22 protein-coding genes are annotated in these 22,813 nt (G+C 67.6%); 17 read left to right on the plus strand and 5 right to left on the minus strand.

The annotated features are described in order from the left end of the window. Nucleotides 1–108 precede the first annotated feature (108 nt). From flhD to ACMV5O_RS15005, 9 genes are all read left to right on the plus strand, one after another. The gene (gene flhD / locus ACMV5O_RS14965; protein ID WP_416164202.1) at nucleotides 109–426 is read left to right on the plus strand and encodes a flagellar transcriptional regulator FlhD; all 318 of its coding nucleotides are present in this window, start codon (nucleotides 109–111) and stop codon (nucleotides 424–426) included. 11 nt (nucleotides 427–437) lie between these two features. Beyond that, nucleotides 438–1,001 carry a flagellar transcriptional regulator FlhC gene (gene flhC, locus ACMV5O_RS14970; RefSeq protein ID WP_416164203.1) on the plus strand — a complete coding sequence of 188 codons (564 nt, stop codon included), beginning with the start codon at nucleotides 438–440 and terminating at the stop codon, nucleotides 999–1,001. A gap of 208 nt (nucleotides 1,002–1,209) precedes the next feature. Continuing rightward, nucleotides 1,210–2,064 carry a flagellar motor stator protein MotA gene (gene motA / locus ACMV5O_RS14975; protein WP_416164204.1) on the plus strand — a complete coding sequence of 285 codons (855 nt, stop codon included), beginning with the start codon at nucleotides 1,210–1,212 and terminating at the stop codon, nucleotides 2,062–2,064. Between the two features lie 78 nt (nucleotides 2,065–2,142). Then, entirely contained in the window at nucleotides 2,143–3,141 is a 999-nt protein-coding gene (gene motB, locus ACMV5O_RS14980; RefSeq protein WP_416164205.1) for a flagellar motor protein MotB, read from the plus strand. Nucleotides 3,142–3,234: 93 nt separating this feature from the next. After that, on the plus strand, nucleotides 3,235–4,203 hold the full coding sequence (locus ACMV5O_RS14985; protein ID WP_416164206.1) for a chemotaxis protein: 969 nt from the start codon (nucleotides 3,235–3,237) through the stop codon (nucleotides 4,201–4,203). Nucleotides 4,204–4,213: 10 nt separating this feature from the next. Next, nucleotides 4,214–5,173 carry a chemotaxis protein gene (locus tag ACMV5O_RS14990; RefSeq protein WP_416164207.1) on the plus strand — a complete coding sequence of 320 codons (960 nt, stop codon included), beginning with the start codon at nucleotides 4,214–4,216 and terminating at the stop codon, nucleotides 5,171–5,173. 35 nt (nucleotides 5,174–5,208) lie between these two features. Continuing rightward, complete coding sequence (gene cheY / locus ACMV5O_RS14995; protein WP_416164208.1) at nucleotides 5,209–5,607, plus strand: chemotaxis response regulator CheY; 399 nt, start codon at nucleotides 5,209–5,211, stop codon at nucleotides 5,605–5,607. Nucleotides 5,608–5,639: 32 nt separating this feature from the next. Continuing rightward, the gene (gene cheZ / locus ACMV5O_RS15000) at nucleotides 5,640–6,533 is read left to right on the plus strand and encodes a protein phosphatase CheZ (protein ID WP_416164209.1); all 894 of its coding nucleotides are present in this window, start codon (nucleotides 5,640–5,642) and stop codon (nucleotides 6,531–6,533) included. A gap of 80 nt (nucleotides 6,534–6,613) precedes the next feature. Then, nucleotides 6,614–8,614 (plus strand): chemotaxis protein CheA, encoded by a 2,001-nt coding sequence (locus ACMV5O_RS15005; RefSeq protein WP_416164210.1) that lies wholly within the window; start codon nucleotides 6,614–6,616, stop codon nucleotides 8,612–8,614. 18 nt (nucleotides 8,615–8,632) lie between these two features. Here the strand turns inward: ACMV5O_RS15005 and tal are convergent, their stop codons facing one another. The 4 genes from tal to xseA form a co-directional block, all read right to left on the minus strand. After that, the gene (tal, locus tag ACMV5O_RS15010; RefSeq protein ID WP_416164211.1) at nucleotides 8,633–9,709 is read right to left on the minus strand and encodes a transaldolase; all 1,077 of its coding nucleotides are present in this window, start codon (nucleotides 9,707–9,709) and stop codon (nucleotides 8,633–8,635) included. 163 nt (nucleotides 9,710–9,872) lie between these two features. After that, nucleotides 9,873–10,673 (minus strand): pseudouridine synthase, encoded by an 801-nt coding sequence (locus tag ACMV5O_RS15015; RefSeq protein ID WP_416164212.1) that lies wholly within the window; start codon nucleotides 10,671–10,673, stop codon nucleotides 9,873–9,875. 129 nt (nucleotides 10,674–10,802) lie between these two features. Further along, complete coding sequence (locus tag ACMV5O_RS15020; RefSeq protein WP_324541275.1) at nucleotides 10,803–11,387, minus strand: superoxide dismutase; 585 nt, start codon at nucleotides 11,385–11,387, stop codon at nucleotides 10,803–10,805. Nucleotides 11,388–11,625: 238 nt separating this feature from the next. Continuing rightward, nucleotides 11,626–13,005, minus strand: a complete 1,380-nt coding sequence (gene xseA, locus ACMV5O_RS15025) for an exodeoxyribonuclease VII large subunit (protein ID WP_416164213.1) — start codon at nucleotides 13,003–13,005, stop codon at nucleotides 11,626–11,628. Nucleotides 13,006–13,342: 337 nt separating this feature from the next. On the opposite strand from xseA, the gene ACMV5O_RS15030 reads away from it, so the two are divergent. From ACMV5O_RS15030 to ACMV5O_RS15065, 8 genes are all read left to right on the plus strand, one after another. Continuing rightward, nucleotides 13,343–13,951 (plus strand): MotA/TolQ/ExbB proton channel family protein, encoded by a 609-nt coding sequence (locus ACMV5O_RS15030; protein ID WP_324541279.1) that lies wholly within the window; start codon nucleotides 13,343–13,345, stop codon nucleotides 13,949–13,951. A gap of 12 nt (nucleotides 13,952–13,963) precedes the next feature. After that, complete coding sequence (locus ACMV5O_RS15035; RefSeq protein WP_416164214.1) at nucleotides 13,964–14,389, plus strand: ExbD/TolR family protein; 426 nt, start codon at nucleotides 13,964–13,966, stop codon at nucleotides 14,387–14,389. Nucleotides 14,390–14,398: 9 nt separating this feature from the next. Further along, nucleotides 14,399–15,397, plus strand: a complete 999-nt coding sequence (gene lpxK, locus ACMV5O_RS15040; protein ID WP_416164215.1) for a tetraacyldisaccharide 4'-kinase — start codon at nucleotides 14,399–14,401, stop codon at nucleotides 15,395–15,397. Further along, complete coding sequence (locus ACMV5O_RS15045) at nucleotides 15,378–15,569, plus strand: Trm112 family protein (protein ID WP_416164216.1); 192 nt, start codon at nucleotides 15,378–15,380, stop codon at nucleotides 15,567–15,569. Before lpxK ends, ACMV5O_RS15045 begins: the two co-directional genes overlap by 20 nt. 5 nt (nucleotides 15,570–15,574) lie before the next feature. Continuing rightward, nucleotides 15,575–16,354 carry a 3-deoxy-manno-octulosonate cytidylyltransferase gene (gene kdsB, locus ACMV5O_RS15050; protein WP_416164217.1) on the plus strand — a complete coding sequence of 260 codons (780 nt, stop codon included), beginning with the start codon at nucleotides 15,575–15,577 and terminating at the stop codon, nucleotides 16,352–16,354. 88 nt (nucleotides 16,355–16,442) lie between these two features. After that, nucleotides 16,443–17,096, plus strand: a complete 654-nt coding sequence (gene adk / locus ACMV5O_RS15055; protein WP_416164218.1) for an adenylate kinase — start codon at nucleotides 16,443–16,445, stop codon at nucleotides 17,094–17,096. A gap of 140 nt (nucleotides 17,097–17,236) precedes the next feature. After that, the gene (locus ACMV5O_RS15060; protein WP_416164219.1) at nucleotides 17,237–18,493 is read left to right on the plus strand and encodes a 6-phosphofructokinase; all 1,257 of its coding nucleotides are present in this window, start codon (nucleotides 17,237–17,239) and stop codon (nucleotides 18,491–18,493) included. Between the two features lie 112 nt (nucleotides 18,494–18,605). After that, nucleotides 18,606–19,943, plus strand: coding sequence for an SLC13 family permease (locus tag ACMV5O_RS15065; RefSeq protein WP_416164220.1), 1,338 nt, complete (start codon nucleotides 18,606–18,608; stop codon nucleotides 19,941–19,943). 7 nt (nucleotides 19,944–19,950) lie between these two features. Here ACMV5O_RS15065 and ACMV5O_RS15070 read toward each other — a convergent pair whose 3' ends face one another. Next, a complete protein-coding gene (locus ACMV5O_RS15070; protein ID WP_416164221.1) occupies nucleotides 19,951–22,566 on the minus strand; it encodes a glycosyltransferase family 2 protein in 2,616 nt (871 codons plus the stop codon). Nucleotides 22,567–22,813 lie beyond the last annotated feature (247 nt).

The raw sequence follows: 22,813 nt of genomic DNA on the forward strand, positions 1-22,813 counted from the left end.
CCACAGCTGCTGTGGCAAAAAGCACGGTTCCGGTGATTCTGTAACTTGCCGTTGCTGAGAATTTACTTTAACTTCAGTGTCATTGATCCCTGAAGGGGATTGGAAACCATGGACCGTCCAGACTTTCAGGCCGAAATTCGCGAACTGAATCTCGCCTACCTGATGCTCGCCCAGCAGATGCTCCGCAGTGACCGGGCGACGGCTCTGTTCCGGCTCGGCATCAGTGACGGCCTGGCCGATCTGATCCAGTCCATGTCGCCGGCGAAGCTGGTGCGCATGGCGAGCAGCGAGATGTTGATCCCCTGCTTTCGTTTCGACGACGCGCAATTGGCCCGGCTGATGGCGGGTGAGGGGCGCGACGCCACCAGCGCAAGCCTGCACGCCGCGATCCTCGCTGCGGGCAAGGCAGCTGAAGAAGCGGCCTGAGGAGGCCCCCCATGAAGAACAAGACCGTCATCGCAGAGGCAGAGGACGTTCGGCTCGCAGTCGAAATGGTCCAGCTCGGCGCGCGCATGCAGATGCTCGAGGTCGAGACGCGCCTCAGTCGCGAGAAGTTGCTCAAGGTCTACAAGGAAGTGCGAGGCGTCTCGCCGCCCAAGGGCATGCTGCCGTTCTCGACCGACTGGTTCATGACCTGGCAGCCCAATGTGCATTCCTCGCTGTTCATGGGTTTCCATCGCTTCTTCACCGGTCGCGGCGGGGTGCAGGGCCTGGAGGCGACGTTGAAGTCCTACCACCTCTACCTCGATCACATCGAGGGTGCGGCGATGGAGCCGGTGCTCAGCCTGACCCGGGCATGGACCCTTGTGCGCTTCTTCGATGCCGACCTGCTGCAGTTGAGCGCCTGCACCTGCTGTGGCGGGCAGTTCGTCGCTCACGCCCACGACCCGGTGCATGCCTACGTGTGTGGCTTGTGCAACATGCCCTCGCGTGCCGGCTCCGCGCGCAAGAAGACCGCACGCAAGGCGGTGTCGCGCACCCGGCAGCGAGTGCCGGCCTGAGACCGGCGCGACGCAAGCCACGCTCCCAATCGCCTGACATGGGCCGCACTGGAAACAGCGCGGCCCATGTCATTTTGGCTCCCCGGGCGCGGGCGATGGGCGGGGTTCAAGTTTTGCCGGGGCCGGTCGTTAAGACCGTCAGATGCCGCAGCTCCGCGGCCTGCTGCGTGGCAGGCCGGTTTCGCGGCCGACCCTTCTGGAGTCACTGGTGTTCCTGATCATTGGTTACGTTATCGTGCTGCTGGCGTCGCTGGGTACCTATGCGATGCACGGCAGCCTGCTGGCCCTGTGGGTGCCGCTCGAGTACGTCGCGATCTTCGGCCTGATGATCGGCGGTTTCGTCGCCGGCAACGGGCCGAAGGCGATCAAGGCAACCCTCAAGGGCCTGCCGATGGCGCTCAAGGGCTCGCGCTACAACAAGGCCTTGTACGTCGATCTGCTCGCGCTGCTGTTCGAGATCCTGGCCAAGGTGCGCAAGGAAGGATTGATGTCGATCGAGAACGACATCGAGAACCCGGATGCCAGCCCGATCTTCTCCAAATACCCGAGCGTGACGGCCGACCACCATGCGGTGGAGTTCATGACCGACTACCTGCGCATGATGGTTGGCGGCAACCTGAACGCGTTCGAGATCGAGAACCTGATGGACATGGAGATCGAGACCCATCATCAGGAGGCGCATCAGGCGCCGCACATCGTGGCCAAGGTCGCCGACGCCGTGCCCGCGTTCGGCATCGTGGTCGCCGTGATGGGGGTGGTGAACGTGATGGGATCGGTCGGCCAGCCGCCGGCCGTGCTGGGCAAGATGATCGGCGGCGCGCTGGTCGGTACCTTCCTCGGCATTCTGGTCTCCTACGGTTTCGTCTCCCCGCTGGCCAGCCAGCTCGAGCAGAAGGTGGAGGAGAGCGGCAAGATCTACCAGGTGATCAAGGTCGTGCTGCTGGCGAGCATGAACGGCTACGCGCCGCAGGTTGCGGTCGAGTTCGGGCGCAAGGTGCTGTACGCCACCGACCGCCCGGGCTTTGCCGAGCTCGAGCAGGAAATCAAGAACCGCAAGGGTTGAGGCGCGCATGAAGCCAGTTCGAGCGACCCTTCTTGCGGCTGAGCCGACGCGACCCGGCGGGACAGGGAGGAGCGCGCCGTGAGCGACGACACCCAGCAGCCGATTGTCGTCAAGCGCATCAAGAAGGGCGGCGGCGGCCACCATGGCGGTGCGTGGAAGATCGCTTACGCCGACTTCGTGACGGCGATGATGGCCTTCTTCCTGCTGATGTGGCTGCTTGGCTCGACGGCGCAAGGCGACCTCGAGGGCATTGCCGACTATTTTCAGAACCCGCTCAAGATGACGCTCGAAGGCGGCAGTGGCACCGGCGACAGCTCGAGCATCATCAAGGGCGGTGGCGAGGACCTGACGCGTTCGGTGGGGCAGGTCAAGCGTGGCGACGTGCCGAGCACGCGCGCGATCAACTTCGAGGCCGCCTCGCGTGGGGCGCAGAACGTCGACGAGATGGACCTTGCGCGCATCGCCCAGCGCCGCGAGCGGGCGCGCCTGATCGACCTCAAGGGCAAGCTCGAGGCGATCATCGAGGCCAATCCTTCGCTGCGCCAGTTCAAGAACCAGATCCTGCTCGACATCATCAGCGAGGGCCTGCGCATCCAGCTCATCGATGCGCAGAACCGGCCGATGTTCACCTCGGCGAGCGCCGACCTGCGCCCCTACACACGCGAGCTGTTGCGCGAGATCGCCCGTGCGCTCAATGACGTCGACAACCGCATCAGCATGTCCGGGCACACCGACTCGGCGCAGTACGCCGGGGGCGAGCGCGGCTTTTCCAACTGGGAGCTGTCGTCCAACCGGGCCAATGCCGCGCGCCGCGAGCTGGTCGCGGGCGGGCTCGAGCCCGGCAAGCTGCTGCGCGTGCTCGGCCTCGCCGACACCGCGCACCTGAACGCGGACGACCCGCTCGATCCGGCCAACCGCCGCATCAGCATCGTGGTGCTCAACCGGCAGGCGGAAGAGGCCATGCGCAACCCGGGCCGGCCGATCGACGTCGGCGGGGCGGGGGCGCCCGCTGGCGATGAGCCGCCGGGCGAGGGCAGGCCGGCGGTGAGTGACCTCTTCGGCGCGCCGGTGCGCTGAACATCGGTGCTCAAGTAGGGGCGTCGGCGGCCGATATTGATTCCATGGCGCCGAATCGGTGCGCCCGCACACGACCGCGAAGCGGAATACAACATGTCCGAACTACTCAAGAACATCGACGCCCGCACCCGGCTGGCAGGCACGAACAAGCTCGAGATCCTGCTGTTCACGCTCGGCGCCGATCCGCGCACAGGTCGGCGAGAGACCTTTGGCATCAACGTCTTCAAGGTGCGCGAGGTGATGCGTACGCCGCCGATCACCGCCGCGCCCGAGATGCCTGCCGCGGTGCAGGGCATGGTCAGCCTGCGCGGCGCCCTGGTGCCGGTGGTCGATCTGGGCCGCTACGTCGGCATTGGTGACGACAGCCCGCGCGACATCATGATCGTCACCGAGTACAACGGCCATACCCAGGGCTTCCTGGTCGAGGCGGTCGACACCATCCTGCGCCTGGACTGGTCGCAGATGCGGGTGCCGCCGGAGATGCTGTCGGCCAAGCTCGGTGGCCTGGTGACGGCCGTCACCGAACTGGCCGACGCGCGCCTGGTGATGATGCTCGACGTCGAAAAGGTGTTGTCCGAAACGTCCAACTACGACGATGAGTTCCTGTTTCGCGACATCACGCCTGTGCCTGGCGCCGACGAGCATGTGGTGTATTTTGCCGACGACTCCTCGGTGGCGCGGCGGCAGATCGTGCAGACCCTGGACGCGATGGGCTTGCGCCACGTCGGCGCGGTCAATGGCCGCCAGGCCTGGGACGAGCTGCGCAAGGTCGCCGCGCATGCCGATGCGACTGGGCGCAAGGTGTCCGACTTCGTCAGCCTCGTGCTGACCGACGTCGAGATGCCGGAAATGGACGGCTACATGCTCACCCGCCAGATCAAGGCCGACCGGCGCTTTGCCGACATCCCGGTGATCATGCATTCCTCGCTGTCGGGGATGTCGAACCAGCAACTCGGCCGCTCGGTCGGGGTGGACGAATACGTGCCGAAGTTCGAGCCGCAACGCCTGGCACAGACGCTGGTGCGCCGCCTGGGCGCGCACGGCAGCGAGCAAGGCGGCTGAGGAGGCCCGCATGCACAACACACAGCACGAAGAAAGCGCCCTGTTCGACTCCGTCGAGGGCCGCGCCACGCTGGCCGGCTCGAACCGCATGGAGATCCTGCTGTTCTCGCTCGGCACGCGCGAGAACTTCGGCATCAACGTGTTCAAGGTGCGCGAGGTATCGAAGACCCCGTTCATCACCCGTACTCCAAACATGCCGGTCGGCGTCGAGGGCCTGATCTCGCTGCGCGGCAACGTCATCCCGGTGCTCGCCCTGGGCCGCATCCTCGATCTCGTGCCGCCTGACGCGCCGCTGGGCGGGGCGATGATGGTGACCGAATACAGCAAGCGCACGCTCGGCTTCCTGGTCGACTCGGTCGACCGCATCATCCGTGTGGATTGGGACAGGGTGAGGGCGCCCGAGAACGTCTCCCCCGGCACGCAGAGCTTCATCACCGCGATCACCGAGCTGCCCGACGGTCGCCTGGTGTCCATCCTCGACGTCGAGACCATCCTTGCCAATACCTTTGGTGACGCGGTGGTCGGCAACATTGCGCCGCTCGGCAACGGCCACGAGGTCAACGTCTTCTTCGTCGACGACTCGGCGGTGGCGCGGCGCAAGATCGCCGAAGTGCTCGACAAGCTCGGCGTGCGTCACAAGCATGCGCAGAACGGGCTCGAGGCCTGGAACCGGCTCGACAGCATCGCCACCCATGCCGAGCAGGGCGGGCGGCACGTGATCGACGAGATTGACCTGATCATGGTCGATGCCGAGATGCCCGAGATGGATGGTTATGTACTGACCCGCAACATCAAGGCCGACCCCCGCTTCAGCGGCATTCCCGTCGTCATGCACTCTTCGCTGTCGTCCGAGGCCAACCGCGCCATGGGCAAGCGCGTCGGAGTGGATGCCTACGTGGCAAAATTCGACGGCGACGTGCTCGCCGAGACGATTCGGCCCATGTTGCAGCGAGGCCGGCGCGCACCCTGAGCGGCGCGGGCAAGGAAATCCGGAGAACAGAGAAAATGGCCGACCCCAAGATGAAGTTCCTCATCGTCGATGATTTTTCGACCATGCGTCGCATCGTCCGCAATCTGCTCAAGGAGCTGGGCTATGCGAACGTCGATGAGGCCGAGGATGGCGCGATCGCGCTGCAGAAATTGAACAGTGCGCCCTTCGATTTCGTCGTCACCGACTGGAACATGCCGAACATGGACGGGCTGGCCCTGCTCCAGACGATCCGGCGCACGCCGCACCTGAAGCACCTGCCGGTGCTGATGATCACCGCCGAGGCGAAGAAGGAGAACATCATCGCCGCGGCGCAGGCCGGGGCGAGCGGCTATGTGGTCAAGCCCTTCACCGCAGCGACGCTGGCGGAGAAGCTGGAAAAGATCTTCGAGAGGATGGGTCGCAGTCCGGCCTGAGTGCCGCTGCCGACGAAATACGGAGCAGGAACATGAGCAAGAGGCCGAAGTTCGACGAGTCCGGAGACTCGGACGAGTTGCAAGCGCTGTTCGACAGCATCGCCGCCGAGCCGGTCGCCGGCCGGCGGCCGCCCCTGGCCGAGCTGGCCGTCCTGCCCGGCGGCCCTGCGAGCGACGACGCATCCGATGACAATGACGAGCTGCAGGCCTTGTTCGACGCCGTTGCGATGGAGTCCGGTCAGTTCGGGGACGGGCCAGCGATGATGGCGGCGTCCAGCGCCGCCGTGCAGGCACCGGCCGCCGCCGGCGCGGACGAGCACGCCGACTCGGGGGTGGTGTTCAACCGCCTCGGTCACCTCACCCGCCAGGTGCATGACACGCTGCGCGAGCTCGGTCTCGAGGCCACCTTGCAGGAGGCGGCGGAAGCCATTCCCGATGCCCGCCAGCGCTTGCACTACATCGCCCGCATGACCGAGCAGGCCGCCAGCCGCGTACTCAACGCCACGGACGTCGCCCGTCCCATTCAGGACGAGCTCGCCAGCGGCGCCGATGCGCTGGCCGCGCGCTGGGATCGGCTGTATGCCGGCCAGTTGTCGCCGGAGGCGTTTCGTGAGCTGAGCGCCGACACGCGCGGTTTCATCGGCGAGGTCGCCAGTGGCAGCCGTGCCACCAGCGCGCAGCTGCACGAGATCATGATGGCGCAGGACTTTCAGGATCTCACCGGGCAGGTCATCAAGCGCGTGGTGGAGCTGGCGCAGATGCTCGAGAGCCAGTTGTTGCAGGTGCTGCTCGAAGCGGCGCCGCCTGCGGTCCGCAGCGAGCGCCATTCCAGCCTGCTCAACGGCCCGGTGATCGATGGCGGCGGCGGGGACGTCCTCAACAACCAGGCCCAGGTCGATGACCTGCTGGAGAGCCTCGGATTCTGAGCCCGCCACGACGGGTGCAGTGCATCGAGCGCACGGTCAGGCAGGACCTGACCGTCGCGCGGTCAGGAGCAAGGTGAGTCATGAGTGATTTTGCTGGGATGGAAGAACTGCTGCAGGACTTCCTGGTCGAGGCGGGGGATCTTCTGTCCGGGGTCGACAACAAGCTGGTCGATCTCGAGCGTTCGCCCGATGACCGCAACCTGCTGAACGACATCTTCCGCGGCTTCCACACCATCAAGGGCGGTGCGGGCTTTCTCAGTGCCACCGAGCTGGTCACGCTCTGCCACCTGACCGAGAGCCTGTTCGACCGCCTGCGCAACGCCGAGCTGCGCGTGACGCCGGAGCGCATGGACGTGATCCTGGCGGCGACGGCGGCGGTGCGCGAGATGTTCGTCGATCTCGAGCGCGCCACCCAGCCCGGCCCGGCCGATCCCGGCCTGATCGCGAGCCTGCGCGCAGCGATTGCGGGTGACAGGGCCGAGGATGAAGCGGCGGCGGTGGCCACGGGGCAGAAGGTCGATGCCACGCCCGCCACGACCAGTGCGCCTGCCGGCGACGCGCTGGAGGTGCCGCGCCCGGGCGAGCCCGACTGGGAAGCGCTGTTTGTCGCGGTCACCGGTGGGACGATCGCGTCCGCTGCGCCTGCGCTTGCCGCGCCGGCTGCCGCGGTGATCGTCCACGCCGCGCAGGCGCAGCAGCCGGGCGCCGACGCCAGGGGCGACACGAGCCGCCCGGCCCCAGCGGCGCCCGCGCCCTCCGAGGCGAACGACCCCATCGTCAAGGCTGCACTCGGCCGCCGTGCCACCGACCTGCCCGGCGCCAGCGGGCCCACCGGACGGCGCGACAGCGAGCGTCAGCGCGACAACTCCATCCGCGTCGATACCGCGCGCCTGGATCAGGTGCTGAACCTGTCGGGCGAGATCGGGCTGACCAAGAACCGCCTGAACGCGCTGCGCAGCGACATCCTCAACGGCCGCACCGATACCGAGACGCTGCATGCGCTCGACGTCGCGGTGAGCCAGCTCGACCTGCTCGTCTCCGATCTGCAGAACGCGGTCATGAAGACGCGCATGCAGCCGATCGGCCGCCTGTTCCAGAAGTACCCGCGCATTGCCCGTGACCTTGCCCGCAGCCTGGGCAAGGACGTCGAGCTGGTGCTGGTCGGCGAGGAGACCGAGATCGACAAGACCATGATCGAGGATCTGTCCGACCCGATCATCCATCTCATCCGCAACGCGGTCGACCACGGCATCGAGGATGCCGCCGCGCGCGCGGCCGCGGGCAAGCCGCAGAAGTCGCTGGTGCGCCTGGAGGCGCGCCAGGAAGGCGACCACATCGTCATCATGGTGGCCGACGACGGGCGTGGCATGGATGCCGAGCGGCTGCGCGCGAAGGCGCTCGCCAAGGGCCTCATCAGTGATGAGGAGGCGAGCACGATGGACGATCGCCAGAGCTACAACCTCATCTTCCTGCCCGGGTTCTCGATGGCGGAGAAGGTGTCGGATGTGTCCGGCCGTGGGGTGGGCATGGACGTGGTGCGCACCAACATCCAGAAGCTCAACGGCTCGATCGAGATCAAGTCTCAGCTCGGCAAGGGCACGACCCTGCTGATCAACCTGCCGCTGACCTTGGCGATCCTGCCGGTGCTGCTGGTGCGCCTGGGCGAGCAGCCCTTTGCGGTGCCGCTGTCCATGGTGCGCGAGATCCTGCCGATCGTGCCCGAGTCGATCCAGGACGTGGGCGGGCGGGCGACCATGGTGGTGCGCGGCGAGGTGCTGCCGATCGTGCCCTTGTCGTCCCTGCTCGGCTGGCCGCGCGAGCGCGTGCCGCAGTACGGGGTGCTGATGCAGGCCGCCGAATGGTCCTTCATCCTCGCCGTCGACAGCTTCGCCGGGCGTGAGGATGCGGTGATCAAGTCGCTCGACGACTTCCGCCCGAAGGGCGTGGCCGGCGTCACGACCCTGTCGAACGGCCAGATCGTGCTGATCCTCGACATGAAGGAGCTGCTCGACACCGGCAGCGAGCAGCGCAGCGTGTCACGCGACGCCCTGGTCGGGGCCGACGCACCCGCCCTGTCCTGAGGAGGGCGGGCGTGGGACTCAGGCGGTGAGCTCGAGCAGGGCGGCGAAGGCCTGCTCGAACTGCACGAGTCCTTCTTGCTGCAGGCGCTTGCCAACCGCCTCGAGGTCGATGCCCAGTGCGGCGAGCGCGGCGAACTGGGCCTGCCCGAGGTCGACATCGCGCGCCAGCGTGGCCTCGACCCGGCCATGGTCGCGCAGGGCGTCCAGGGTGGCGTCGGGCAGGGTGTTGACCGTCTCCGCGCCGATCAGCGGCTCGACGTAAAGCAGATCGCTGTAGGCCGGATTTTTGGTGCCGGTGCTGGCCCACAGCATGTACTGGGGGCGGGCACCTGCCGCGCGCAGGCTGGCGAAGCCCTCGCCGTGAAAGCGCGCGAGGTAGCGCTGGTAGGCGAGCCGGGCGAGCGCCACCGCGGTCTGGCCGCGCAGCGCCAGGGCCGCGCCGCCCGCCTGCTCGAGCTGCTTGTCCACCAGCGTGTCCACGCGTGACAGGAACAGGCTGGCCACCGACATCACGCTCGTGACCTCGCCACCGCCGGCGCGCAGCCGCTCCAGCCCGCGCACATAGGCGGCGGCGACCGCATCGACGTGGCCGAGCGAGAACATCAGCGTGACATTGACGCTGATGCCGGCGCCGATCAGGCCCTCGATCGCCTCCAGGCCAGCAGCCGTGGCCGGCACCTTGATCAGCAGGTTGGGGCGGGCAACCGCGGCCTTCAGCCGCAGGCCGGCCGCGATCGTGGCGGCAGCGTCGTGGGCGAGCGCGGGCGAGACCTCGAGGCTGACGTAGCCCGCGGATCCGCCGCTCTGCGCATGCTGGGGGGCAAGCAGGTCGCAGGCGCGCTGCACATCGGGAATCACCAGCGCCTCGTAGCGCGCCTCGGCGCTCATGGGCTGCTGCTTGAGGCGGGCGAGGTCGTCCTCGTAATAACGCCCGCCGGCGATCGCCTTATGGAAGATGGACGGATTGGTGGTGACCCCGGCCACGCCGTCATCGACGATGAAACGGGCGAGATGGCCGTCGTTGAGCAGCGTGCGGGAGAGATTGTCGAGCCAGATCTGCTGGCCGTGCTGGCGTACCTGGAGCAGCGGATTCATCGATATACCTGGGTGATCGTGAGCGCGCGAGCGCATGAAAGAGTTGCGGCCCGGGCGGCGTCCCCGGGGCGGGCAGCATGGCGAGCGGCAATTGTGCCCTGAAATCGTGCCACCGTGGAGGCGGGCCGGCCGCTCGGGCTGCCGTTGGCGCAGGCGCCGGGCGTCAGCCGTCGATGCAGTCGGGATCCCAGCCGAGGGCGCGCATCAGGTCGATGAAATCCCTTGCGGGCGGCGCCTCGATGCGCAGCGTGACACCGCTCAGCGGGTGCGCGAAGCTGAGCCGGGTGCAGGCGAGGAGCAGCCGCTGGCTGCCGAACAGGGCCTGGAACAGGCGATTGTGGCGGCCCTTGCCATAGGTCGCGTCGCCGATGATGGGGTGGGCGATGTGCTTGAGGTGGCGGCGCAACTGATGGCGACGCCCGGTCTCGGGGATGAGTTCGACCAGCGCGTAGCGGCTGCTCGGGTAGCGGTCGACGGCGTAGGGCAGTTCGACGGTAGCAAGGCGGCGAAAGCGGGTGCGGGCTGCCTGGGCGAGCGCCTGGTCGCGGTCGGCGCGGTCGCCGTCCCCGGGCTCGTCGATGTCCTCGGGCAGGGCGTCGCGGGCGCCGGCGCCGCGTCCGTGGCGCAGCTCGATCGGGTCGAGCCGGCGCACCAACGGGTGATCGATGACACCGCTCGCGGCCGGATGACCGCGCACGACCGCCAGGTATCGCTTTTCTACTGCCTGCGACTCGAAGCGGCCCGCGAGCGTCCGCGCAACCTCGCGGTCGAGCGCGAACAGCAGCACGCCCGAGGTGCCACGGTCGAGGCGATGGGCGGGAAACACGCGGCGGCCGAGCTGGTCGCGCAGCAACTGCACCGCGAAACGCTGCTCGTGCGCGGCGATCGGGCTGCGATGGACGAGCAGTCCCGAGGGCTTGTGGATCGCAACCAGCCAGTCGTCGCGGTAGAGGATGTCGAGCATGCGTCGCCCCGTGTGCGCGGACTTTCCCGGCGGGAGTGGGAGCTGGGCCGGAAAGCACGAAAGCGACCGCGCGGGTCGCTTTCGCGAGGCAGTGGCCGGTCGGTGCCGGCCGCGGGCGTCAGGCGGGTCTCAGGCGAAGTTCTTCGCCGCGAAGTCCCAGTTGGCGAGCTTGTCGAGGAAGGTGGCGACGAAGTCCGGGCGACGGTTGCGGTAGTCGATGTAGTAGGCGTGTTCCCACACGTCGATACAGAGCAGCGCGGTGTCACCGGTCGTCAGCGGGGTACCGGCGGCACCCATGTTGACGATGTCGACGGAACCGTCGGCCTTCTTCACCAGCCAGGTCCAGCCGGAGCCGAAGTTGCCGACCGCAGAGGCCTGGAAGGCCTTCTTGAAGTCGTCGAACGAGCCCCACTTGGCCTTGATCGCGTCGGCCAGCGCGCCGCTCGGCTCGCCGCCACCGTTGGGCGCCATGCTGTTCCAGAAGAAGGTGTGGTTCCAGACCTGGGCCGAGTTGTTGTAGATGCCGCCGGCCGGCGCCTTCTTGACGATGGCTTCGAGGTCGAGATTTTCGTACTCGGTGCCCTTGATCAGGTTGTTCAGGTTGGTGACGTAAGCCTGGTGGTGCTTGCCGTAGTGGAACTCGAGCGTCTCCGCGGAGATGTGCGGGGCGAGGGCGTCCTTGGCGTAGGGCAGGGCGGGCAGCGTGTGTTCCATGCGGATTCTCCTGAATTCGATTTGTCGATCGGTGGATTGAAAGCAGGACCATTCTAGTCTTGATTCAATGCCACCGGCAATGCTGGGCCCCGAATGTTAAGCCTATCCGCTGGATTGCGAAACAGGCAGCACGACATGCAGCTTCACTGGCGCCGCCCGCGCTGCGGGTGTCGATCGGGGGCTGCTGGGGTGCGATGGACGGGCCGTCCATCGACATGGCGCGAGATTTGGACTGTGTTCAGTGTTCGAGGTGCCCGACGACCCGCGTATCCAGTGAACCGTCGGCCAGCTGCACGCTGACCGCGGCGCCGGGTGCCACGGCTTCGGCGCGGCGCAGCACCTTGCCGTGCTCGTCACGGGCGATCGCATAGCCGCGCGCGAGAACCTGCTGCGGCGCCAGGTGCTCGAGGTGGGTGGCCAGCGCCAGCAGATGCGTGCGGCGGCGCTCCAGGAAGTGGTCGGCGGCAAGCTGCAGGCGTTGCTGCAGCGTATCCACACGGCTGCGCAGGAGGCCGGGGCGGGGCGCGCTGCCGTGCAGGCGGCTTTCGGCGTGTGCGCAGCGCATGCCGGCGCGCTCGAGGCGGCGCTGCATGGCGGTGTTCAGGCGCTGGGAGAGGCGGGCGAGTTGCTGATGCTCGCGCAGCAGGCGCTCGCGCGGGTGCACCAGGCGCAGCGTGGCCCGGTCCAGCCGCTGCGCGAGGCCCTCGAGTCGACGCTCCAGGGCGCGCCCCAGGCGCGCGTGCAGGGATGGCAGCTCGGTGCGCACGCCGAGCCAGCCGGCGCTCGCAAGCTCCGCGGCGCCGGTCGGCGTCGCCGCGCGCAGGTCGGCTGCGAAGTCGGCGATGGTGACGTCGGTTTCGTGCCCGACACCGCATACCACCGGCAGCGGGCAGGCTCGCAGCGTGCGCGCCAAAGTCTCGTCGTTGAAGGGCCAGAGGTCCTCCAGGCTGCCCCCGCCACGCACCAGCAACAGCAGTTCGATGCCGTCGGCCTGTGCGCGCCGGCCGGCGCTGCGGACGGCGGCGACGAGGCGGCCAGCGGCCTCCGCCCCCTGCACCGGGGCGGGGTAGAGCACCACCGGCAGATGCGGGGCGCGGCGCTGCAGCGTGACGAGCACGTCGTGCAGGGCGGCGGCCTGCGCCGAAGTGACGATGCCGATGCCGCGCGGCAGGCGCGGCAGCGGGCGCCGTCCGGCGGGGTCGAACAGGCCCTCGGCAGCGAGCTTGTCCTTCAGTCGGGTGAAGGCCTCGAAGAGGTTGCCGATGCCGGCCGGCCGCAGGGCTTCGACGTTGAGCTGATAGTCGCCGCGCGCCTCGTACAGCGTGACCAGCGCACGCGCCTCGACGCGCATGCCGTCCCCGGGGCGAAAGGGCAGCAGTTGCGCGCGGTTGCGCCACATCGCACAACGCACCTGCGCATTGGCATCCTTGAGGGTGAAATAGAGGTGACCCGAGGCAGCACGGGTGAGGTTGGAGATCTCGCCCCCGACCCAGAGCAGTGGCAGCGCCCGTTCGAGCGCTTCACGCGCGAGCCGGTTGAGCGCGGAGACGCTGACGATCTGGTTGGTTGTGGCGGTGCCGTCGGGGCGTGGGTCGTGGCTTTGCGGGGCTGAGGACATGGCTGGATTGTAGCGGAATCCACAGGCGGGGAATCCTGTCAAGGACCTTGTCGCAAGTCCTTGATCGGAAAGGGGGGAGTGTTAAGTTATTGAATTAATTGAGTTTAAATTGTTGCACAATTTTGCATCGGAGTGACCGAATGCTTGTGGCGACGGGCTTCCCGGGCAACTTCTCGATTCCATCCACAAACTTATCCACAGCTTCTGTGGATTCATCGCGGCAGACCCCGTGGATGCTGGCAATGCGTTCCGGGTCTCGTCTGGCGCGCCAATTCGGCTTGCCGCGCCAGGCCGTCAGCGCTAGAGTCCCGCCTTTGCCCCGTAGAGGTCGTCCCGCGTGTTCGCGATCATCCAGGCCGTCGGCTGGCCGATCTGGCCCCTGATTCTCGCTTCGGTCATCGCGGTTGCGCTGATCATCGAGCGCTCGATCACCTTGCGGCGCGTGCGCGTGGTGCCCCCCGGCCTGCTCGATCAGGTCCTGAGCGACCTGCGCTTGCACGGCGCATCGGCAGAGATGATCGAGCGCGTGGCTGCCCACTCCTCGCTTGGGCGGGTGCTTGCCGCCGGCTTGCGCAATGTGAACAGCTCGCGCGAGGTGATGAAGGAGTCGATCGAGGAAACCGGCCGTGCCGTGGTTCATGAGCTCGAGCGTTTTCTCACCACGCTCGGCACCATCGCCGCGATCAGCCCGCTGCTGGGCCTGCTCGGTACCATCATCGGCATGATCGACATCTTCGCGTCGCAGGGCGTGAGCGGGGCCAACCCGGCGCAACTGGCGCAGGGTATCTCGATTGCGCTGTATACGACGGGCCTGGGCCTGCTCATCGCCATCCCGGCGATGATCTTCTGGCGTCATTTTCGCGCGCTGATCGACAGCTTCGTGATCGACATGGAGCAGCAGGCGATCAAGCTGGTCGAAGTCGCCCACGGCGAACGCCGCGCCTGAAGGGCCGAGGGCATGAACTTTCGCCGCGGCAGCCGCCACGAGGAGCCGGAGATCAACATGATCCCGCTCATCGACGTGGTGCTGGTGATCATCATCTTCCTGATGCTGACGACCACTTTTTCCAAGGTGTCGGGGCTGGAGATCAACCTGCCGACGGCTGCAGCCGACGCCAGTGAGGCCGTTGCCGACGAGATCGTCGTGGCGGTCACCGCGGCGGGCGAGGTGCTGGTAGACCGCCAACCAGTCGGTGATCGCAGCATCGATGCGATTGCCGCGGCCCTTGCCAGGGCCGTGCCTGCGGATGCGGACGATGTGCCGGTGATCGTGATCAGCGCCGACGCCAAGGCGACCCACCAGAGCGTGATCGACGTCATGCAGGCGGCCCAGCGTGTCGGCCTGCCGCACATCACCTTCGCCACCCAGGCGGTGGTCGAGTGATGCCCTGAAATGGCCGCGCGCGCGCCTGCGTTCTGGCAGCGTCGCGGGCCTGTGGCGCAGCTCCTGTTCCCGCTTTCGGTCCTGTTTGGCATGCTTGTCAGTCGGCGCAGGGCGCGGCTGAGGCCGCAGCGCCTGCCGGTTCCCGTGATCGTGGTCGGCAACATCGCAGTGGGCGGCAGCGGCAAGACGCCTGTTGTGGATTGGCTCGTGGGCGTGCTGCGCGCCGCCGGCTGGCGCCCGGGCATCATCAGCCGCGGCCATGGTGGTCGGGTCGCAGGTTGCGCATTCGTGCCCGCCGACGGCGCGCCCGCCGACTACGGTGACGAACCGGTGCTGCTGGCTCGCATCACGGCTTGTCCGCTGGTGGTGGGGCGGGACCGGCCCGAAGCCGCACGCGAACTGCTGCGCCGCCATCCCAGCTGTGATGTGATCATCGCCGACGACGGCATGCAGCATTACCGGCTCGGGCGGGCGCTGGAGATTGCCGTGGTCGACGAGGCCACCCTGGGCAATCATTGGCTGTTACCAGCGGGGCCCTTGCGTGAGCCACTCGGCCGCCTCGCCGAGGTCGACCTCGTCATTGCGCATGGCGCCTTGTCGCCCTCGACCCGGGCGGCGACAGCCAAGGTGCCGGTGTTCGACATGCGGCTCGAGGGCAGCCTGTTGCGTGCCGTGGGTGATCCCGCGCGCACGCGTCCGCTGGGCGATTTTCGTGGTCAGCGCGTGCATGCGGTGGCCGGAATCGGCCGCCCTGAGCGGTTCTTTGCCCAGCTCGAGGCGGCCGGAATCGAGGTCGTGCCGCATGCTTTCGGCGATCACCACGCGTTTGCCGCCGCCGATCTCGCATTCGGCGATGCATTGCCGATCCTGATGACCGCGAAGGATGCGGTAAAATGCGTCGCTTTCGCGCCAGCCGACTGCTGGGAGTTCCCGGTCAGGGCCAGCATCGGCACAGGCGCGGCCGAACGCATCCTGGAGAAACTCGAAGATGGACGCACGACTGCTTGAGATCCTCGTCTGCCCGCTGTGCAAGGGGCCGCTCGACTACCTGAAGGACAAGCAGGAGCTGGTGTGCAAGGCCGACCGCCTGGCCTACCCGATCCGGGACGGGATCCCGGTGATGCTGGACGAGGAGGCGCGCACGCTCAGCGCCGAAGAAGTGGACGCGCTGCGCAAGTGAGCGCGATGAAGACGCCCGCCCGATTTCGCATCGTCATTCCCGCGCGCTACGCGTCCACCCGGCTGCCGGCCAAGCCGCTCGCAGACATCGCCGGCAAGCCGATGATCGTGCGCGTGGTCGAGCGTGTGCGGGATGCGGGGGCGAGCGAGGTCTGGGTGGCGACCGACCATGAAGAGGTACGTGCCGCGGTGAGCGCGGCCGGCGGCGCGGTGGTGATGACGCGCGCCGATCACCCCAGCGGCACCGATCGCCTGGCCGAGGTTGCGGCACTGCGCGGCTGGGCCGACGAGGACATCGTCGTCAACGTGCAGGGCGACGAGCCGCTGATCGATCCCGCCATCGTCGTCGCCGTGGCCGAGGCGCTGGCGGCGGATGCCGAAGCGGCGATCGCCACCGCTGCCCACGCCATCGGCGATGCCGCCGAGGCCTTCAACCCCAATGTGGTCAAGGTCGTGTGCGACGCCGCTGGACGCGCGCTGTACTTCTCGCGCGCGCCGATTCCATGGGCGCGCGATGCCTGGGCCGTGCAGCGCGATGCGCTGCCTGCCGGCCTGCCAATCCTGCGCCACGTCGGCCTGTATGCCTATCGGGTCGGATTCCTGCGCCGCTACGCCGGGCTCGCGCCCTCACCGCTGGAGGACTGGGAGGCGCTCGAGCAGTTGCGCGCGCTGTGGCATGGCTATCGTATCCGCGTGCTCGAGCTCGCCGAGGCGCCGGCGGCCGGTGTCGACACGCCGCAGGATCTCGAGCGCGTGCGCGCGCTGTTCGCCGCTGGAGGGGTTTGACCACCCGGTGTGCGTCGGTTAAGTTTCCGCTGTTTATTCAATAAGGAAAACGGTCATATTCGATGGCCGTCCATTTTTGGGAGGGTGTATGCGACTGATTCTTTTGGGACCGCCGGGCGCCGGCAAGGGCACGCAAGCCAACTTCATCAAGGAGAAGTTCGGCATCCCGCAGATCTCCACCGGCGACATGCTGCGCGCGGCGGTCAAGGCGGGCACCCCGCTCGGCATCGAGGCCAAGAAGGTGATGGATGCGGGCGGCCTCGTGTCCGACGACATCATCATCGGTCTGGTCAAGGATCGCCTGCAGCAGGACGACTGCAAGGCCGGCTACATGTTCGACGGCTTTCCGCGCACCATCCCGCAGGCCGATGCGATGAAGGACGCCGGCGTGGCGATCGATTTCGTGCTCGAGATCGACGTACCCGACGCCGAGATCGTCGAGCGCATGAGCGGTCGCCGTGCCCACCTGGCGTCGGGCCGTACCTATCACGTCAAGTACAACCCGCCGAAGGTCGAGGGCAAGGACGACGTCACCGGTGAGGACCTGGTCCAGCGCGACGACGACAGGGAAGAGACGGTCAAGAAGCGTCTCGACGTCTACCATGCGCAGACCAAGCCGCTGGTCGAGTACTACAGCTCCTGGGCCGCCTCGGGCGACGCCAAGGCGCCCAGGGTGCGCAAGATCTCCGGCCTGGGGCCGGTCGAGGAGATCACGGCGAACGCCTTCGCCGCCCTGAAGTAATTCGTCTCGCACCCGGCCGGGCCCAGCGCGTGCCCGGCCCGTCGCGCCCCGCGGCCGCTCCGGAAACGGTGGCGGCCGCGTTTGTTTTCATGCCCTCATGGTGCAATGCGCGGTCTCCCGCTTGAACGAGGAAGCATGCGATGGCCTGCAACAACCTGCTCTACGCCCATTCCGGTGGTGTGACCGCCGTCATCAACGCCACGGCCGCCGCGGTGATCGAGACGGCGCGCGCGCAGCCGCAGCAGATCGGTCGTGTGTTTGCCGCCCATCGCGGCATTGGCGGCGTGCTCGCCGAGGACTTGATCGACACCGGCGCACTCGATGGCGACGCGCTCGCGCGCCTGGCGCGCACCCCCGGGGGGGCGTTCGGCTCGTGCCGCTTCGATCTGCCGCGCGACGACGGCGGGGTGGTGATGGACAGGTTGTTTGCCGTGTTCGACGCCCATCAGATCGGCTACCTGTTGTACAACGGCGGCAACGGCTCGATGGACGCCGTCGCCCGGCTACAGGCCGAGGCAGCGCGGCGCGGCCATCCGCTGCAGTGCGTCGGCGTGCCGAAGACGGTGGACAACGACATCGTCGGCACCGACTGCTGCCCCGGGTTCGGCTCGGCAGCGAAGTATCTGGCGACCTCGATGCTGGAGGCGGGGCTCGACATCGCGTCCATGGTCGGGCCCAAGGGCAGTGTGTTCGTGCTCGAGGTCATGGGTCGCAATACCGGCTGGCTCGCCGCGGCGACGGCGCTGGCGGCCGACGGCGACCCCGACTGCCCGCCACACATCGTGCTGGTGCCCGAGGTGGCCTTCGACGAGGCGGCCTTTCTGCAGCGCGTGCGGGCGGTGACCGAGCGCCTGGGCTATTGCACGGTGACGGTGTCCGAGGGCATTCGCCGTGCCGACGGCAGCCTGGTCATGGAGAAGTCCCACGACGCGCGCGGTTACGTGCAGCTTGGTGGCGCCGGCCTCGCCGTGGCGCGCCTGATTCACGAGCGCCTGGGCTACAAGCATCACTGGGCGATTCCGGATTACCTGCAGCGCGCCTCGGGCCACTGGCTGTCGGCGACCGATCGCGAGCAGGCGATGGCGGTGGGGCGCGCGGCCGTCGCCCGCGCGCTGGAGGGCGGCGGCGGCATGATGCTGGCAATCCGTCGTCTGCAGGATGCCCCCTACCGATGGGACGTGGTGCCGGTGGCGGCGGCGCCGATCGCCAATCTCGAGCGTACCCTGCCGGCGGACTTCATCCAGGCCGACGGCATGCACGTCACGCCCGCCGCCTGCGACTATATCCGGCCTTTCATCGAAGGCGAGTTGGTGCAGCCGATACGCGGCGGCTTGCCGGATTACCGCGCCTTTGCGCTGCCCCGGGTGGCCCGGCTGCTGCCGGCCTGGCCGGCCTGAGCGCCCGCCGCCAGCCGTGGCCGGTCGCAAACGGACGGCAGCGGGGCGGTGAGGCGGCCGGCGTCGGGCGCGCCGCCTCAGCCTAAGTGCCGAACATCATCAGGAAACATTCGTGTCACGAACCATCAATCTCATCATCGCCGTGTCCCTTTTCATCGGCGTCAACCTGTGGCTGGAACCAAGTCTGGGTGCTGCCGGCGGCGGCCTCGCGCTGGTCGCCACGATCGCGTGGCTGTGGATGAGCGAGGCGCTGCATGTGAGCGTCACCGCGCTGCTGGTGCCCTTGCTGGCGGCCGTGAGCGGCGTGCTGGCGTTTGACCAGGCCCTGCTGCAGTTTGCCGACCCGGTGATCTTCCTCTTCCTGGGTGGCTTTGCGCTGGCGGCTGGCCTGCAGCGGCAGGGGCTGGACCGCTGGATGGCCGGGCAGGTCATGCGGCGCGCGGGGGCGCATTTCGGCCGCGCCGTGCGCTGGCTGTTCTGGCTCACCGCCTTCATGTCGATGTGGATCAGCAACACGGCCACCGCAGCGATGATGCTGCCGCTGGCGCTCGGGCTGCTCGCGCCGCTGCCGGTGGAGCAGTTCCGCCGCACCTGGATGTATGTGCTGCTGGGGGTGGCGTTCTCCGCCAACATCGGTGGCATCGGCACCCTGGTCGGCAGTCCGCCGAACGCGATCGCCGCCTCGAACGTGGGACTCAGCTTTGCCGGCTGGCTGGCCTGGGGACTGCCGCTGGTGATCGTGCTGATGCCACTGATGGAGTACGCGCTGCGCTGGGCGCTGAAGCCGCAGTTCGACATCATGGTGACGCCGCCCCCGCCGCCGGGGGCGTGGACCGGGGCGCAGAAGCAGATGCTGGCGGTGTTCGGCCTGACCGTGGTGCTTTGGATCTCCGGCGCACCGCTGGGCGAGGCGCTCGGTCTGGTGCGCGGCTACGATGCGGCGGTGGCGATCCTGGCGCTGGTGTTACTGCACGGACTCAAGCTCGCAAGCTGGCGCGATGTCGAGCGCAGCACCGAGTGGGGCGTGCTGCTGCTGTTCGGCGGCGGGCTCACCCTGAGCAAGGCGCTCGCCGACAGCGGCGCGGCGGCCTGGCTTGCGGCGCAACTCGGCGGGCCGTTCGCGAGCATGCCGGTGCTGCTGTGCGTGGCGTTGATGGTGCTGTTCGCGCTGATTCTGACCGAAGTCACCAGCAATACCGCCAGTGCCGCGCTGCTGATTCCGCTGTTCCTCGGCCTCGCGCCGCATGTCGACAGCGTACCGCTGGCCGTGCTGGTGGCGGTGGGCACGTCCTGCGCCTTCCTGCTGCCGGTCGCGACGCCGCCCAACGCGATCGTGTTCGGCAGCGGCCACGTGCCGCAAAGGGTGATGATCGCCGGCGGCCTGCGCGTGACCCTGCTCGTCTATCCGGTGCTGGTGCTGGCCGCGGCGATCGCGCTGGCGCTGTATTGAGGCGCGTTCAGGACTGGGGCTGCAGCGCCACCACCGTGCCGGGCGCGACCTTGCGCTCCGGCATGTAGGCGGCAATCTGGCACAGGATGGCGGCGAAGTAGGGGATGCACTGCAGTAACAGGATGCCGACCCAGAGCTGCGTCTCGAGGTTGTCGGCGCCACGCTGGGCAACCAGGGTGGCAGCCCCCATCAGCAGGGCCACGAGCATGCCGATTTCTTCCCGGATCGGGTTGAAGAAGGCAAGCGCCCCGCCGCCGCGCCAGCCCTTGGGCGTGACCACGAAGACGCCCTTCTTCTTCACCAGACCGGCGAACACGCCGCGTGCGATCGCGTGCGCCAGGCCCACCGACAGGATCGAGGCGCCGAGGATGTCCTTCCATGGGCAGTCCATCGTGCGGCGGTAGAGAATGGGGCCGAGCGCGGCCTTGAAGGCCATGAAGCCGAGGATCGGCAGCGCGAGCGCGATTACCGGCAGGCCGAAGGCCTTCGGGAACAGCAGGATGCCCAGGGTCCACAACAGGCTGCCGAAGGCGAACACGAGCTGCAGCGCGTCGCCCAGCCAGGCGAACCAGCCGGTCAGGAAGTGGTAACGCTGCGCGAGGTTCAGGCTGCTGCGCCCCACCATCTGCGGCAGGTGCGCCTTGAGGATCTGCATCGCGCCGAAGGCCCAGCGGAAGCGCTGGCTCTTGATCGCGGCGAAGCCCGAGGGCGTCAGGCCGCGACCGAGGATGTGGTCGACATAGCGCGTGTCGTAGCCCTTCTCGATCAGGCGCAGGCCGAGCTCGGTGTCTTCGCAGATGCACCACTCCGACCAGCCACCGACCTCTTCCAGCGCGAGGCGGCGCACCAGGGTCATGGTGCCGTGCTGGATCAGCGCGTTGCGCTCGTTGCGGTGGTGCATGCCGATGCGGAAGAAGCCGTCGAACTCCCAGTTGCACATGCGCTTGAAGGGCTGGGTCTCCCAGTCGCGGTGGGCCTGCGGCGCCTGCACCACGGCGACGTCGGGCTGGTCGAAGTGGGGGATCAGGCACGCCAGCCAGTCGGGGTCGACCACGTAGTCGGCATCGACCACGCCGACGACCTCGGCGCGCGGGTCGGTGACCTTGAGGCCGTAGTTCAATGCCCCGGCCTTGAAGCCGGGCCAGTTGGCGAGGTGAAAGAAGCGGAAGCGCGGGCCGAGCTCGGCGCAGCGGCGCTCGAGCGGCTTCCACAGCGCCTCGTCGCGGGTGTTGTTGTCGAGCACGAGGACTTCAAAGTTCTCATAGTTCATCCTCGCCAGGCTGTCGATGGTGGCGATCACCATCTCGGGCGGCTCGTTGTAGCAGGCGAGGTGGATCGACACGAAGGGCTGCTGGTCGGGTGCGTGCGGCGGCAGCGGCATGAAGCGGCGCGCCCACTTCTTCTTGAACAAAACCTCGCCGAATTCGAAGCCGTGCGACAGCAGCACCGCCGCGGTCAAGCAGGTCGCGCCGATCAGCAGCACCAGGCCGATGAGGTCGCGCTGGGTGAGGTAGTACTCAACGGGCACGTTGATGCCGATGATCAGCGTCGACACGCAGGCCTGAATCAGGCCGGCGAGGAAGAGGCGGCCGAACACACTCCAGCCTGGCAGGAAGAACGCTGCCAGCAGCATCGGGATGAAGGCCAGCGCGGCGGCGTTGCTCGCTTTCTGCGACCAGTAGGGGTCGCGCTCGACGAGGCCCTCGAGGGCGTACTTGAGCTCGCGGTCGGCATTGAACATGCCCCAGTAGGGGCCGGCCCAGCCTTCCACGTCGACCTTCCAGGGCTGGTCGATCGCTTCCATCAGGAAGTAGTCGACGCGTGCGGTGCGGGGGTGGGCGAGGAACTCGCGCACGAAGCGCGCCTGGTTGTCCAGTGACGGGACGGAAGCACCGATAGTGGGGCCACGGCTCGGCCAGCCGACTTCACCGACGACAATCTTCTTGCGCGGATGCGCCTTGGCCACCTCGTCGTAGCGCTGGAAGGCGTACTCGACCGCCTCCTCGACCGGCAGTCCCTCGTGGTAGGGGAGCAGGTGCACGGTGATGTAATCGACATGCTTGGCGAGCTCCGGGTAGCGCAGCCACACGTGCCAGGGTTCGGCGGTGGACACCGGCTTGCGGATGGTCTTGCGCACCTGGTCGAGGTAGACGATCAGCTCCTCGACGCTCAGGTCGCCGCGCAGGATGGCCTCGTTGCCGACCATCACCCGCTCGATGTGGCGCATACGGCGAGCGGCGTCGATGAGGGCATCGATCTCGCGTGCGTTCTTGTCCTTGTCGGCGTCCAGCCAGGCGCCGGCGGTGACCATCATGTCGCGCTCGCCGGCGAGCGCCAGCAGATCAGGCAGGTCGTTGACACCATAGGTGCGCAGGCCGTCCGACATGCGTCCGAGCAGATCAAGGTCGGAGGCGACCTCGGCGCGGGTCGGATAGGTGCCGCGCAGCGGGCTCTGGTCGCGCTGGAAGCCGTTGTAGGCGAAGCCCTTGATGCTCTGGTTGGTGCCGATGAATTCGGCGCCACGGTTGAACTGCTGCCAGATCCAGTACTGAGCGAAGGCAACCGCGGCAGCGATCGCGATTGCGATTGCCAGCCGGACTGTAAGGGTGGCGGCTTGTTTCATGTTTTTCGTCCCGTGCCTTGCCGTGCTTGTGCAGTGCGTTTGCGTTGCAGGTGCCTTGTGAGCTTCATGCCGGGCGGTGAGGGGATGGGGCGTCGCGCGCATATCGCCTGCCCCATGCACTATGACACAATGCGCGCAACTCCAGCGGGCGCCCTTCGATCAGCCTGGCGGGGCGCATTTTATGCACGATTTCAGTCTCTTACGAGAACGGCTCGGTGCGAATTTGCAACAGCAGATGTTCGCTCCT

Source organism: Thauera sp. WH-1, assembly GCF_047806685.1.
GTDB lineage: Bacteria > Pseudomonadota > Gammaproteobacteria > Burkholderiales > Rhodocyclaceae > Thauera.